The sequence below is a fragment of the Streptomyces sp. CB02056 genome, from assembly GCF_001905545.1.
Taxonomy (GTDB): domain Bacteria; phylum Actinomycetota; class Actinomycetes; order Streptomycetales; family Streptomycetaceae; genus Kitasatospora.
The window spans coordinates 1-14685 of sequence record NZ_LIPD01000028.1; the positions used below are offsets into that span (position 1 = coordinate 1).

Consider the following 14685-nt stretch of genomic DNA (forward strand, 5'->3'; position numbering starts at 1 on the left):
GGTGGTGGATTGCGTGACGCCCGGGAGGTTGCAGAAGACCTGTGTGGAGGCGCCTGCCGCGAGGTCGAACGTCCCCGCGGCCGTCACGCACGAGGGCGTCACTGAGTCGGCGAGGGTGATGCCGGTGATGTTGACGGGCCCGTTGTTGGTCACCGTGATGCGCCAGTACGCGGTGCCGTTAGGCGCGACCGTGGTGGTCTTCGCCCACGGGCCTGCGCCTCCGGTGCCGCAGTCGGCGGCGTTGGTGGAGGTGCAGACCTCCTTGTTGATGGCCAGGGACGGGACGTCGACGCTCGCCTCGGAGGGCGGTGTGGTGATGGGTGTTCCGCCAGGGCCGGGGAAGGAAGCGGTGACGGTGTTGGTGGTGGATTGGGTGACGCCCGGGAGGTTGCAGAAGACCTGTGTGGAGGCGCCTGCGGCGAGGTCGAACGTCCCCGCGGCCGTCACGCACGAGGGCGTCACTGAGTCGGCGAGGGTGATGCCGGTGATGTTGACCGGGCCGTTGTTGGTCACCGTGATCCGCCAGTAGGCGGTGCCGTTCGGCGCGACGGTGGTGGTCTTCGCCCACGGTCCCGCGCCACCGGCGCCGCAGTCGGCGGCGTTGGTGCTGGTGCAGACCTCCTTGTTGATGGCCAGCGACGGGACGTCGACGCTCGCCTCGGACGGCGGCGTGGTGATCGGGGTGCCACCAGGCCCCGGGAACGAGGCCGTCACCGTGTTGGTGGTGGACTGGGTGACGCCCGGCAGGTTGCAGAACACCTGCTGGGACGCGCCCGCCGCCAGGTCGAACGTCCCCGCGGCCGTCACGCACGAGGGCGTCACGGTGTCGTTCAGCGTGATGCCGGTGACGTTGACCGTGCCGGTGTTGGTGACGGTGATCCGCCAGTACGCCGTCCCGTTAGGCGCGACGGTGGTGGTCTTGGCCCACGGGCCCGGACCCCCGGTGCCGCAGTCGGCGGCGTTGGCCGAGGTGCAGACCTCCTTGTTGATGGCCAGCGACGGGACGACGGCGCTCGCCTCCGACGGCCCTGTCCTGACCGGGGTGCCGCCGGGGCCGGGGAAGGAGGCGGTCACCGTGTTCGTCGTCGACTGGGTGACGCCCGGCAGGTTGCAGAAGATCTGATGGGAGGCGCCCGCTGCGAGGTCGAACGTCCCGGCGGCTGTCACGCAGGACGGTGTGACGGTGTCGTCCAGGGTGATGCCGGTGATGTTGACCAGGCCGGTGTTGGTCGCGGTGATCCGCCAGTAGGCCGTCCCGCCGGGGGCGAGGGTGGTGGTCTTGGCCCATGGTCCGGGGCCGCCGGGCCCGCAGTCGGCGGCGCTGGTGGAGGTGCAGACCTCCTTGAGGATCTCCAGCTTCGGCGCGCACTCGGCGCCGGGGGTGACCTGGAGGGTGACGGTGTTGGAGGTGACGGGCGGCTGGCCGTTGGTGACGGCGGAGGCCTGGTTGGAGACGGCGGTGACGGAGCAGTCGGTGGAGACGGTGGTCTCGAAGCAGATCTGCGGCGCGTCGCCGACGAAGGTCACCTGCATCTGCGGGTGGTTGCCGGGGGTGAAGGACGACCCGTTGACGAGGGTGAGGTTGGCGATCACCTGGATCGGTGAGTCGCTGGTCGGGACGGATGAGATGTCCGCCGTCTCGGTGGTGGGGTTGAACGGGAAGGTGCCGATGGTGGTGCCGTCGGAGGCCAGGACGGTCACCGAGGACTGGGTGAAGTCGACGGTGGTGGGGTCGAGGCCGAGGAGGCTGACCGTGCCGTACGACCTCACGTGCCCGGTGGCCCCGTCGCAGTAGTACGCGGAGGGGTTGAGGCTGCCCTGGGCCTTGGTCTTCAGGCAGGGGGAGGCGCCGGTGATCGGGTCGATGGAGAACAGGTAGCCGGTGTCGCCGAGGCTGTACTTGCACTGGCCGTCGTAGGCGAAGCCGTACGGCCTGGTGTCGCCGCCGTTGACGTTGGGCGGGCCGTTGACGACGCCGTTGGTGCCGTACTGGGCGCAGGGGGCCTGGGTGTTCCAGTCGTAGCAGAACTCGGAGCTGTTGGAGGTGGGGGAGATGCTGAGGTAGATCCAGAACGGGAACTCGGTTTCGAGGTGTCCGTTGGGGGCTGTGATGGTGAGCGGCACCTGGAAGTTGGATTCGCCGGGGGCGACGTTGGTGCTGAGGAGGGTCTGCAGGCCGGGGGGCGCGGCGACGGGGTTGCCGGCGAAGTCGAAGCAGACGACGGTGCCGACGGGCGGGGTGACGGCCAGTTCGACGCCGCCGACCGCCGTGCAGACGCCAGTGACGGTGCCGGCCGTGTCGTACATCTCGAAGACGTTGTCGGCGCGGGCGGCTTCGGTGCCGGTCGGGGTGACGACGGTCTTGGGGGTGGCCCAGCCGGTGCACGCGGCGTTCGTCGACGGGTCGAAGCAGGACATCACCGTGGGCAGCGGGGCCAGTTGGTTGTCGGTGACGTAGATCTTGCCGTTGATGACCCGCATGATGCCGGCGTAGTCGCCGCTGAAGGCGACCTGGCCCTCGTTGGGCGGCAGGCCGATGTCGAAGGTGCCGCAGGAGGAGTTGCCGACGGGGTCGTAGCAGAGGATCTCGCCGGTGCCGGAGACCGCGTAGATCAGCTGGTTGGGCGCCTGGACGACGCCTCCGATGACCAGGCCGGTGCCGGTCTGGAGCGGGGTGAGGCCGCAGCTGGTCTGGGCCTGGAGGTCGATGCAGCCGACGCCGATGAGTGCCTGGGTGACGCGGCTGATCGCGGCGTAGTACAGCCGGGAGCCGATCTGCACGTAGGTCGGGGTGCGGGTGCTGCCGATGTCGCCGGTGGTCGTGTCGGCGGCGGAGGAGTTCAGCGCCTGGGGCCAGGTGGCGGGGGCTCCGCTCGGGGTCGGGCAGGGGCCGTTGGTGAGCAGGTCGGTGCAGACCACGCTGGCCGTGTTGGAGAAGCCGTGGTGGTAGATGTTCCAGATCTCGGGGGTGGGGACGCCGTTGATCGTGGCGGTGTAGCGGATGGGGGTGAAGCCGTCGCCGCCGGTGGCGGTGTTGATCGGGGTGAACGGCGGCGGGATCTGGACCACTTGGCCGGTCGCCGGGGAGGAGAGCGTCGGGTTGGTGGCCTGGAGGACGTTGGTGGCGGCGCCCTGGTCGGTGCCGGAGAAGGTCGTGCCGCCGTCGGTGGACCACTGCTTGGTGAAGCCGGGGGGCACCTGCAGTGAGCCGGGGACGTAGGACTGGGTCTGCGGTGTGCTGCCGGGGCCGCCCTGGATGGCGTCGGTGACGGTGGTGCTGACGGGGGCGCCGTCGGGGTTGGTCGCGGAGACGACCCAGCGGACGGTGTCGCCCTGGGCGGTCTGGGTGGTGCTGCCGGTGGTGGTGTCGGTGCCGGTCTTCGCCAGGGTCACGGGCTGCTGGCGGACGCCGTGGCGGCCGTTCCGCTGGTCGGCGGGGGCGGCCGTCGTGCCGGTGGCGGGGGTGCGGGGGTCACGGCTGGGCGCGTGTGCCACGGCGGGGGCGGCGAAGGAGCCGGAGGCCGTGGCGAACGCGAGGAGGAGGGTGAGCACGGCCCCGACGAGGCGGTCGCGGAGCGTGTCCATCCCGGGTCGGCCTCCGTGTCGGCGGCCGCGTCGACTTCGCTCGTGTCCGCTGGTGGCTGGACAGCGCCTCATGACGATTCCCTTCGGTCGAGCGGTCCGGTGTCACGCGGTGGGCTGCACAGCGGTGGGTTGGACGGCGGTGGGTTGGACGGCGCGGGGTGGATGGCGGTGGTGACGGGCACGGGGGTCGTGGAGCGGATGCGGGGTGTTGTTGACCCAATACGGACAGTGACAGTACGGGCGTAGTATGCGTGCCGAAAATCCGATAAACCGCATTAACGTGCCCGAGTGGCACCACGGTTCACCCGGATGCGTCGGGGAGGCCGCCCAGGTGGCGGGCGGGCTGTGAGGCCCGGGTGAAGGTCGTGGGTAGGGCCGGTGATCGGCCGTTGATCGGGCGTAGACGGCGAGCCTGGAGCATCGGGACCCGGAGGGAACCGGTCCGGAGGCCACAGCCTGATCGCCGGGTCCCGTACGGCCGGACCACGGGCCGTACGGGCGCCCGTGGCTGACGCCGCCACCGGTCCCGACGTCAGGAGGAGTCCGGACCACGAAGGGCAGACGAGGCATGGACGGCGGGCTGTCGGTGCAAGCGGTGAGAACGGCGGCGGGTTTCGGCGAGCTGCTGCGGCTACGGCGCGAGCGGATCGGGCTGACCCAGCAGTGCCTGGCGGATCACGCGACCCTGAGCGTGCGGGCGATCCGGGACATGGAGAGCGGCCGGGTGCGACGGCCCCGCAACGAGACCGTCCGGCTGCTGGCGGACGCGCTGCGGCTGGAGGGCCGTAGCCGGACGGACTTCGAGGAGGCCGCCCGCCGGCAGCAGGCCGCGGACGAGCCGGGGGACGAGCCGGCCGCCCCGCCGGTGGCGCGCGGGGCGATCGTCGGCCGGGAGGCGGAGGCCGAGGTGCTGGCCGACGCCTTCGCCGTGCACGGGGACCGGCTGGTCTCGCTGGTCGGCCTCGGCGGGGTGGGCAAGACCCGGCTCGCCCTGGAGGTGGCCCGCCGGCTGCACCTGGCCGTCCGCTGGTCGGTGCGCTGGGTGGACTGCGGCGGCGGCCCGCACCCGTGGCGCGGGCGGCTGGACGACCTCGTCCGGGACATCGGCGAGCGGCCCGCCCTGCTGGTGCTGGACGGCGCCGACGGCGGGGTGGACGCCGGGCAGCTGGACGGGCTGTTCCGCCACTGCCCCGGGCTGCGGGTGCTGATCACCGCCCGGGAGGCCCGGCCGCTGCCCGGCGGCCAGGTCATCCCGCTCGCGCCGCTGCCCGTACCGGACCCCGAACTCGATGCCGAGCCCGAGGCGTTGGCGCAGGTCGGGGCCGTCCGGCTGCTGCTCTCGCACCTGTGCCGGCTGCGGCCCGGCTACACCCTGGAGCGCTCCGAGGCGCCCGCCGTCGCGGAGCTCTGCCGCCGACTGGACGGCCTGCCGGGAGCGTTGGAGCGGGCGGCGGGCTGGGCGCTGGTGCGGTCCACCGCCCAGCTGGTGGCCGGGCTGGCGGCCGTCCCGTTCACGCTGGCGGCGCCGCCGGTGGTGTTCGGTGCGCGCGGTGACCTGCGGGACGACCTGGAGCCGGCGATCCTCTGCCTGACGGACCGTCAGCGCGCCCTGCTGGAAGTGCTGGTGGACGAGCCGGGGGACTGGTCGGGGGAGGACGCGGTGGTCCGCAGCGGCTGGACGCTGCAGACCTGCCTGGCCACGGTGCACGAACTGCTGTCGCGGGGGCTGATCCGCAGCGTGCCCGCCCGGGACGGCGTGCGCTTCACCGTCCTCAACCTGTGCCGCCGGCTGGTCCGGGAGGAGCCCGGGCCGCGGCTCGCGCCGGCCGGGGACGTCCCGCTGCTGGCGGCCGCGGGCTGACCGGTTCTGCCGCCGGCCGACCCATTCTGCCGCTTAATGCCGCCGGAGCTGCCGCTTGCCGGGCCCGATCGTTCCTAGCGTTCTCCGTGGGGCCGGGCCGCCGCGCAGAACGCGACGGAACGCCATCGAGGATCACTACCGGTGAGGGCGGAGTCGTGGAGCACGGGAATGCCGAACAGAACGGTCCGGGCGGTCTGGACGTCGTCGTGACGACGACGGCCTCGGACTCGCACACCTGGAACCTGGTGTACCTCCAGTTCCTGCTGGAGGAGATGGGCCACCGGGTGACGAACCTGGGCGCGTGCGTCCCGGACGCGCTGCTGCTCTCCGAATGCCGCCGGGCCGAACCGGACCTGATCGTGATCAGCAGCGTCAACGGGCACGGCCACCAGGAGGGCCTGCGGGTGATCGAGGCCCTCCGCGCCTGCCCGGAGCTGCGGAGCACCCCGACCGTCATCGGCGGCAAGCTCGGCATCGCCGGGGCCGACGACCCGGACCGCGAACGCGCGCTGCTGGCGGCCGGGTTCGACGCGGTCTTCGAGGACGGCGCCGCGGTGGCCGGGTTCCGCGCCTTCGTCGGCGGACTGCGCTCCGGGGTGCTGCTGTGACGGCTCCCGCCGGGGCCGGTCCCGCCGGGTTCGGTCCCGCGGCGGCCGGTTCTGAACGGGCGGGCCCCGCCGGGACGGGCTTCGGCGCGTTCGTGGCGCAGGCCGCCGAGGCGGGCGCGCTGGTGGTCCAGCCCCGGATGGGCATGGCGGAGGCGGCCCCGATGCGGGCGGGCCTGCTCGCCACCCGGGGCGCGGCCGCCGTCACCGTCGGCACCATCACCCTGGACAGCTACACCCGCACCGGCGACCTCGCGGCCGCCCAACGCGCCCTGGCCGCCGGGGCGGGCCTCAACGGCTACCCGATCGCCACCCACCCCGTCGAGGTCACCCGGGCGGTGCTGCGCGGGGTGGCGGACGCGGGCTTCCCGGTGCAGGTCCGGCACGGCTCGGCCGCGCCGGAGCGGATCGTCGAGGCGCTGCTGGCGGCCGGCCTGGACGCCACCGAGGGCGGACCGGTCTCCTACTGCCTGCCGTACGGCCGCACCCCGCTCCACGAGGCGGTGGCCCGCTGGCGTCGCGGCTGCGAACTGCTGGCCTCCGTCCGGGAGTTCCGCGCCGAGCCGCACCTGGAGACGTTCGGCGGCTGCCTGATGGGCCAGCTCTGCCCGCCCTCGCTGCTGATCGCCGTCAGCGTGCTGGAGGCGCTGTTCTTCCGCCGGCACGGGCTGCGCAGCATCTCGCTCAGCTACGCCCAGCAGGCCGACGCCCGCCAGGACGAGGAGGCGCTGGCCGCGCTCGGCCGGATCGCGGGGGAACTGCTCACCGACGTCGACTGGCACCTGGTGGTGTACGCGTACATGGGCGTGTACCCGCGCTCGCCCGGCGGTGCGCGGCTGCTGCTGGAGGACGCGGCGCGGCTCGCGGTGCGCGGCGGCGCGGCCCGGCTGATCGTCAAGACCACGGCCGAGGCGCACCGCATCCCGACCGTCGCCGAGAACGTCCGGGCGCTGGAGGCCGCCGCCGCGGCCGCCACGGCGGAGCGGGCCCGGCCCCCGGCGTCCGGCCGCCGTCCCGCCGTGCCGCCGGACACCGGGATCGAGGCCGAGGCCAGGGCGCTGATCGGCGCGGTGCTCGACCTGGACGCCGACGTCGGGCGGGCCCTGGTACGGGCGTTCGCGGCCGGCTACCTGGACGTGCCGTACTGCCTGCACCCCGACAACGCCGGGCGGACGCGCAGCGCGCTGGGCCCGGACGGGCGGCTGTACTGGTCCTCGGTCGGCTCGATGCCGATCGCCGGGCTGGGCGAGCGCGGCCGCGCGCCGGTCCCCGGCTCGGCCGGGCTGCTCGCCGCCCTCTCCCACGTCCAGCGGAGCTACGACGGCCGGGCCCGGTACGCCGCCGCCTCCGCGTCCGCGTCCGCCGCCCGGGGCCTGCCCGTCGCGCGCTGAGCCGCCGCTCCGCCGAGCCGCCCGCGCTCCAGCCGTCCCGCCCGGCCGGCGCTCCACCACCGACGACCGCCCGCGCCCCCGACGGCGGACCACGGCCCCCCGAGAGAAGAGGACTCCGACCATGCCCGACGCCACCCCCCTGCCCCCGACCGATCCGGGCCGGCACCTGACCGACCCGACCACCCGCAGCGCGCTGCGGATCCAGCAGCACCTGCTGTCCGCCGCCCGCGAGTTCCTGCGCGGCCGGGGCTTCACCGAGCTGCTGCCGCCGATCATCGGCCCGGTCACCGACCCCGGCGCGCGCGGCTCCAAGCAGGTGGACATCGACTTCTACGGCCACCGCTACAAGCTGATGACCAGCGCGATCCTGTACAAGCAGGCCTCGCTGCTCGCCTTCGACAAGATCTTCTGCATCGCCCCGAACGTCCGTCTGGAGCCGCTGGAGACCGCCGGGACGAGCAGGCACCTGGCCGAGTTCCACCAGCTGGACGTGGAGGCGGCCGGCGCGAGCCGGGACGACGCCGTCCGGCTGGCCGAGGAGCTGGTGGTGCACATCGTCGGCAGCACGGTGCGCGAGCTGCCCAAGGAGTTCGCCGAACTCGGCCGGGACCCGCAGGCGTTCGCCGACCTGCTGAAGGGCTCCTTCGGCCGCGTCCGGCACGCCGAGGCGGTCGCCGAACTGCGCGGGATCGGGCACCCGCAGAGCCTGGACGCCGAACTCGACTGGGAGGGCGAGGCGTTGCTGTCGGCCCGGCGCGACCGGCCGTTCTTCGTCACCGACTACCCGAAGGGCTCGCGCGGCTTCTACGACCGCGAGCACCCGCAGGACCCGGGCCTGCTGCGGAACTTCGACCTGCTCGCGCCCGAGGGCTACGGCGAGCTGTGCAGCGGCAGCCAGCGCACCAACGACTACGCGGAGATCGTCACCCGGATGCGGGAGACCGGCGAGAACCCGCAGAAGTACCGCTGGTACCTGGACCTGGTGCGTGAGGGCGTGCCGGCCAGCGCGGGCTTCGGCATCGGCGTCGAGCGGCTCACCCGGTACGTCGCCGGGCTGGACGCCGTCTGGCAGGCCAGCGCGTTCCCCAAGGTCGCCGGGGTGGTGTCGCCATGAGCGACCTGACCGCACCGGGGTTCCCGGAGGAGGAGGTCCGGAGGCGGGCCCGGGCCGGGGCGGCCGCCGTGTTCCCGCCCGCCGAGGAGTACGGGCGGGTGCTGTTCGGCGCCGGCGCGGCCGAGGAGGCACAGCCGTCCGACGCCCTCGACGCCCTGCGGATCGTCCCGCCGCTGTTCCTGCCGCAGCGGCTCGCCAAGCTGATCGACCTGGGCCGCGAGCCCGACTACCGAGACGTCGAACTCGCCACCACCATCGGCGGGTTCGCCTCCGCGCTGCCGGTGTACGTCTCCGCGACCGGCTCCACCCGGGCGGCCGGCGGCGACCTCGGACTGGCCCTCAGCCGGCAGGCCGGGGCGCTCGGGATCCCGATGGTGATCGGCGAGAACGTGGTGCCGGTCAACGGCTACGGCCGGCTCGGCGAGGCCGCCGACCGCACCCTGCTCGGCCGGCTGCGCGCCTACGGCGAGGAACTCCCGGACGGGCTCGGCGGGGTGGCCGTCCAGCAGAGCACCGAGGACGCCGACGCCGAGGTGTGGAACCTCGTCCACAGCGACCCGGCCGCCCTGCCGCTGCTCGAATCCGGGCGGCTGGCCTTCGAGTTGAAGGTCGGCCAGGGCGCCAAACCGGGCCTGGGCGGGATGACCGTGCTGGACGCGGAGGCCGCCGCCGCGCTCGGCGACCGCTTCGGGCTCGACCCGCTGTTCGGCGACGGGCGGGTGCTGCGCGCCGCCACCCCGGGCACCTTCACCGCGGAGATCCTGCGCCAGCAGATCCGGCTGATGCGCAACAACTACCCGCGGGTGCGGATCTGGGTGAAGCTCTACCCCGGCCGGGACGTGGCCGAGGCCGCCCGGGTGGCGCACGAGGCCGGGGCGGACGCCGTCGTGGTGGACGGCGCGGAGGGCGGCACCGGCTGGGCGCCGGGGGTGTTCCTGCCGCACGTCGGCCTGCCGCTCGCGGAGTGCCTGCGCCGGCTGGCGGTCGTGCCGCCGCCCTGCCTGCTGGTCTCCGGGCGGATCTGGGAGGGCGCCCGGACGGTCAAGAGCCTGGCGCTGGGGGCCCGCGCGGTGGGCCTCGGGCGGGCGGCGCTGCTCGCCGTCGCGGAGGACCGGGAATCCGGGCTCCGCCGTTTCACGGAATGCCTGGCGCTGGAACTCCGGCTGCTGATCAGCGCGCTCGGGAAGTACTCCCCGGAGGCCCTGGAAGAGGCGGACGTCTGGTCCCCCGGGAATTCCGGAATCCCCCTCGGCCGGTAGCCCTGGCCTGCTCGGGAAGCGGCAGAAGGAAACTGCCGACTTCCTTCCGCCCGTTCTGCCGATAGGGCCTTCGTAATCCCCCTATCGCCTTCTTCGCCGATTCCTCTCACGATCTGGGGCTGGATGATGTCCTCTCGCGGTTTTCCCGTCGAATTCACGGCGCCCGCATTCGCGCCGTTCGCCTCCGCCGTCGCGCGCTTCCCGGAGCGGCCGGCCGTCCGGGCCGGGGCCCGGACCGTCAGCTACCGGGAGCTGGACGGACTGAGCGCCGCCCTCGCCGCCCGGCTCGCCCCCGGGCGGACGGTCGCCGTGACCGGCCGCGACCGGCTGGACCACGTGGTCGCGCTGCTGGCGGCGCTGCGGGCGGGGGCCACCTACCTGCCGCTGGACCGGGAGGCGCCCGAGGAGCGCAACCGCTGGATCGTCGAGGACGCCGGGGCCGGGCTCGCCCTCGACGGCGAGGAGCTCACCGAGCTCGGCGAAGGGAAGGGCGCGGGCGCGGGCGCCGGCTATGTCATCTACACCTCCGGCACCACCGGCCGCCCCAAGGGCGTGCACGTCCCGCTCGCGGCCCTGACCGGCCACCTGGCCGGCGTGGTCGAGGCCCTCGGCCTGACCGAGCGGGACGTGGTGCTGCAGTTCGCCCGTCCGACCGTGGACGTGGCCGTGGAGCAGGTGCTCGGCGCGCTGTCCGCCGGGGCCTGCCTGGTCCTGCCGGAGCAGCGGCTGCTCGCCCCGGCCGCGCTGCTGGAGCTGCTGGACGCCGAGGGCGTCACCGTCGCCAACCTGGCCGCGGGCTACTTCCAGGACGTGGTGGCGGCGCTGGGCGGCCGGGTGCCGCGCACCCTGCGGCTGATGGTCTCCGGCAGCGACAAGCTGGAGCCGGCCACCGCCGCCGCCTGGTGGGCGGCGACCGGGGTGCCGCTGCTGAACGCGTACGGTCCGACCGAGACGGTGGTCACCGCCACCGTCCACCGGCTCGACGGCGGGCAGGAGCAGCCGGGCGCCCGGGTGCCGATCGGCACCGCCGTCGGCGGGCGGCTGCTGCACGTGCTCGACGAGCGGCTGCGGCCGGTGCCGCCCGGCGAGGCCGGCGAACTGTACGTCGGCGGGCCGCTGTTGGCCTCCGGCTACCTCGGCCGCCCGGGCCTGACCGCCGGCCGCTTCGTCGCCGACCCGTTCGCGGACCCGGACGGCCCCGGGGGAGCCCGGATGTACCGCACCGGCGACCTGGTGCGCCGAGCCACCGGGGAGGGCCCGCTGGAGTTCCTCGGCCGCACCGACCACCAGGTGAAGATCCGCGGCTTCCGGGTCGAGCCCGGGGAGGTCGAGCAGGTGCTGGCCGGCCACCCCGGCGTCACCGGCTGCGTGGTGGTGGCGCACGAGGGCCGGCTGGCCGCGTACGTCACCGGCGCCGCGCCGGGGTACGCCGAGGCCCGGGCCTGGCTGGCCGAGCGGCTGCCCGAGCACATGGTCCCGGCGACGCTCACCGTGCTGGAGGCCTTCCCGCTGACGGCCGGCGGCAAGGTGGACCGCGCGGCGCTGCCCGAGCCGCGGACGGCGCCGGAGGGCAGGGCGGCCGGCCGCCCGCCGCGCACCCCCGCCGAGCAGCTGATCGCGGCGGTCTGGGCGGACGTGCTCGGGGTGCCGGAGGTCGGCGCCGACGACAACTTCTTCCACCTGGGCGGCGATTCGCTGACCGCCGTCCGGGTGGTGGGCCGGGTCTTCGACGTCTTCGGCATGGTGTCGCCGTACACCATCTTCGACGCGCCGACCCTGGCCGGGTTCGCCGCCGCGGTGACCTCCGCGACCGGCGGCGCGCGCCCGGCCCCGGTGCGCTCGGGCGCCGCCGAGGCCCCGCTGTCGAAGTTCCAGCGCGGCCTGTGGTTCCTCGACCAGTGGAACCCGGACGCGCCGACCTACGTGGTGCCCTGGGTGTTCCGCTTCTCCGGGCCGGTCGACCCCGAGCTGCTGCGCCGGGCGCTGGCGGGGGTGGTGGAGCGGCACGAGAGCCTGCGGACCACCTTCGAGCTCGCCGAGGACGGCCCGCGCCAGGTCGTCCACCCCTCCGTGGAGCTGCCGTTCACGCTCACCGAGACCACCGCCGACCGGGTGGACGAGCTGGTCGCCGAGGCCGCGCTGGAGCCCTTCGACCTGGCGCGGGGGCCGCTGGTGCGGGCCCGGGTCTTCCGGGCCGGCGGGGCGACCACGCTGCTGCTGCTCCTCCACCACATCGTCTGGGACGAGGGCTCGCTGCCCGTGCTGGAGGCCGAAATCCAGGAGCTGTACGCCGCGCTGGCCGAGGGCCGCCCGGCCGAGCTGCCGGAACTCGCCGTCCAGTACGGCGACTACGCCGCCTGGCAGTACCAGGACGACACCGCGGAGAAGCAACTCGACTACTGGCGCGAGCAGTTGCGCGACGCGCCGACCACCGACGCGCTGGCGCCGGACCGCCCCCGCCCCGAGGAGCAGGCCTTCCGGGGCGCCTTCCACCGCTTCGCCATGCCCGGCCCGGTGGCCGAGGCCGTCCGGGCGCTCGCCCGCAGCGAGGACGCCACCCCCTTCATGGTGCTGCTGGCCGGGCTGGCGCTCACCCTGCACCGCCGCTCCGGGCAGCACGACCTGGTCCTCGGCTCGCCGGTGAACGCCCGCGGCCGGGCCGAACTCGACGGCCTGATCGGCTACTTCGTCAACCTGCTGCCGCTGCGGCTGAAGCTGGAGGAGGGCGCCTCCTTCCGCGAGCTGGTCCGGCACGTGCGCGAGGTGTCGATCGGCGGCTACCGGCACCAGGAGGTGCCCTTCGACGACATCGCGAACGCCGTGCTCGACGAGCGCCCCGAGGACCGCAACCCGCTCTGCCAGGTGCTGCTGGAGCTGCACCCGCTGGACCCCCGGCCGTTCACGGTCGGCGGGCACGCCGTCACCCGCTCCCTGCACTCCAACCCGGTCTCCCGCTTCGACCTGTCCGTCTCGGTGGACGACCTCGGCACCGGCTTCACCGGCCGCTTCGAGTACGACAGCGACCTCTTCGACCCGGCCACCATGGCCGGCCTGTGCGAGGAGTGGCTGGGCACCCTGGCCGCCGCCGTCGAGGTGCCGGTGCACGCCCTGTTCGAGGCGCGGGCCGCCCGCGAGCCGGGCGCCGTCGCCCTGGTGTCCGGCGAACGGACGGTCGGGTACGGCGAGTTGAACGCCGCCGCGAACCGGCTCGCCCGCCACCTGGCGGGCCGGGGCATCGGCCGCGGCGACACCGTCGCCGTGCTGACCGAGCGCGGTCCGGAGCTGGTCACCGCCCTGCTGGCGGCCCTCAAGACCGGCGCCGCCTACACCCTGCTCGACCCGGACTTCCCGGCCGAGCGGCTGGCCGGCGCCGTCGCCGACACCGGCGCCGCCACGGTGGTCACCCACCGGCGCGCCACCGTGCCGTTCGCCGTCCCCGGCCAGGTGGACCTGGACGCCTCGGCCGCCGACCTGGCCCGGTACCCGGCCCACGACCTCGGCCTGCCGGTCGACGGCGCCGACCTCGCCACCGTGATGTTCACCTCCGGCTCCACCGGCCGCCCCAAGGGCGTCGCCGTCCCGCACCGCGCGCTCACCACCACCTACCTCGGCCAGGACTACGCCCGCTTCGGCCCCGACGAGGTCTGGCTGCAGTGCTCGCCGGTCTCCTGGGACGCCTTCGCGCTGGAGCTGTACGGCGCGCTCTGCTTCGGCGGCACCTGCGTCCTCCAGCCCGGTCAGCGCCCCGACCCGCAGACCGTCGCCGAGCTGACCCGCCGCCACGGCGTCACCCAACTCCAGCTCTCCGCCAGCCTGTTCAACTTCCTACTGGAGGAGTTCCCGGAGACCTACGACGGCCTGAAGCTCGCCTTCACGGCCGGCGAGCGGGCCTCCACCACCCATGTCGCCAAGGCCCTGGAGGCCTACCCGGGGCTGGTCGTCGCCAACGGCTACGGCCCGGTGGAGAGCCTCGGCCTGACCACCTGCCACCGGGTCGGCCCCGCCGACGCCGCCGGCGGCTCCATCCCGATCGGCGTCGCGCTGCACGGCAAGGGCGTCCTCGTCCTGGACGAGCGGCTGCGCCCCGTCGCGCCCGGGGTGACCGGCGAGCTGTACGCCACCGGCGGCGGCCTCGCCCACGGCTACCTCGGCCGGCCCGGCCTGACCGCCGAACGCTTCGTCGCCTCCCCGTACGGCGCCCCCGGCGAGCGCCTCTACCGCACCGGCGACCTCGGCCACCGCACCGCCGAGGGCCTGCTGGAGGTCACCGGCCGGATCGACGACCAGGTCAAGATCCGGGGCTTCCGGGTCGAACCCGGCGAGATCGAGGACGCGCTCACCCGCCACCCGGCCGTCCGGGAGGCCGCCGTCGCCGTCCACGAGCCCGCCCCCGGCGACCGCCGGCTCGCCGCCTACGTCACCGTCGCCGCCGGCGCCCCCGGCCCGGACGCCCTGCTCGACCACCTGGCCGGCCTGCTGCCCGAGCACATGCTGCCCGCGACCCTGGACGTCCTGGACGCGCTGCCGCTCAACCACAACGGCAAGGTGGACCGCAAGGCGCTGCCCGCCCCCGCCGGGCGCCCGGCCGCAGCCGACGAGGACGCGACGGCCGACGAGGCCGCCGACCCGCTGACCGAGGCCGAACGCCTGGTCGCCGAGGCGGTGCGCGAGGTGCTCGACCTCGCCGAGGTCGGCCGCGAGGACAACTTCTTCCGGATCGGCGGCAACTCGCTGGCCGCCGTCCGGGTCGCGATGCGGCTGTCCCGGGAGACCGGCAGCCGCGTCCCCCCGCAACTGGTGTTCCGGGCCCGGACCGTGAGCGCCATCGCCGAACGGCTGGCCGCCCGGTGACCGGCCGCACCGCACACGA

At 74.6% G+C, this 14685-nt stretch carries 7 protein-coding genes; 6 read left to right on the forward strand and 1 reads right to left on the reverse strand.

Annotated elements, in window-relative coordinates; translation table 11 throughout:
* On the reverse strand, positions 1 to 3585 hold a 3585-nt coding region (locus tag AMK13_RS40225), incomplete at its 3' end, for a DUF7617 domain-containing protein (protein ID WP_074006447.1).
* A gap of 568 nt (positions 3586 to 4153) precedes the next feature.
* Between AMK13_RS40225 and AMK13_RS40230 the strand changes: the two genes are divergently transcribed.
* The 6 genes from AMK13_RS40230 (at position 4154) to AMK13_RS40255 (ending at position 14666) form a co-directional block, all read left to right on the forward strand.
* Positions 4154 to 5446 carry a helix-turn-helix domain-containing protein gene (locus AMK13_RS40230; protein ID WP_074006448.1) on the forward strand — a complete coding sequence of 431 codons (1293 nt, stop codon included), beginning with the start codon at positions 4154 to 4156 and terminating at the stop codon, positions 5444 to 5446.
* 155 nt (positions 5447 to 5601) lie between these two features.
* Complete coding sequence (locus AMK13_RS40235; protein ID WP_049658201.1) at positions 5602 to 6054, forward strand: cobalamin B12-binding domain-containing protein; 453 nt, start codon at positions 5602 to 5604, stop codon at positions 6052 to 6054.
* Positions 6055 to 6146: 92 nt separating this feature from the next.
* The gene (locus AMK13_RS40240; RefSeq protein ID WP_241853243.1) at positions 6147 to 7442 is read left to right on the forward strand and encodes a methylaspartate mutase; all 1296 of its coding nucleotides are present in this window, start codon (positions 6147 to 6149) and stop codon (positions 7440 to 7442) included.
* 121 nt (positions 7443 to 7563) lie between these two features.
* Entirely contained in the window at positions 7564 to 8556 is a 993-nt protein-coding gene (locus AMK13_RS40245; RefSeq protein ID WP_074006450.1) for an asparagine synthetase A, read from the forward strand.
* On the forward strand, positions 8553 to 9815 hold the full coding sequence (locus AMK13_RS40250) for a glutamate synthase-related protein (protein WP_074006451.1): 1263 nt from the start codon (positions 8553 to 8555) through the stop codon (positions 9813 to 9815). The genes AMK13_RS40245 and AMK13_RS40250 overlap by 4 nt, the downstream gene beginning before the upstream one ends.
* A 123-nt stretch (positions 9816 to 9938) precedes the next feature.
* Positions 9939 to 14666 (forward strand): non-ribosomal peptide synthetase, encoded by a 4728-nt coding sequence (locus AMK13_RS40255; RefSeq protein ID WP_241853239.1) that lies wholly within the window; start codon positions 9939 to 9941, stop codon positions 14664 to 14666.
* Positions 14667 to 14685 lie beyond the last annotated feature (19 nt).

What these genes read in the sequence shown, in the direction of transcription:
- AMK13_RS40230 (WP_074006448.1), top strand. Translation starts at nt 4,154, where the DNA reads ATGGACGGCGGGCTGTCGGTGCAAGCGGTGAGAACGGCGGCGGGTTTC.
- AMK13_RS40245 (WP_074006450.1), top strand. Translation starts at nt 7,564, where the DNA reads ATGCCCGACGCCACCCCCCTGCCCCCGACCGATCCGGGCCGGCACCTG.
- AMK13_RS40250 (WP_074006451.1), top strand. Translation starts at nt 8,553, where the DNA reads ATGAGCGACCTGACCGCACCGGGGTTCCCGGAGGAGGAGGTCCGGAGG.
- AMK13_RS40255 (WP_241853239.1), top strand. Translation starts at nt 9,939, where the DNA reads ATGATGTCCTCTCGCGGTTTTCCCGTCGAATTCACGGCGCCCGCATTC.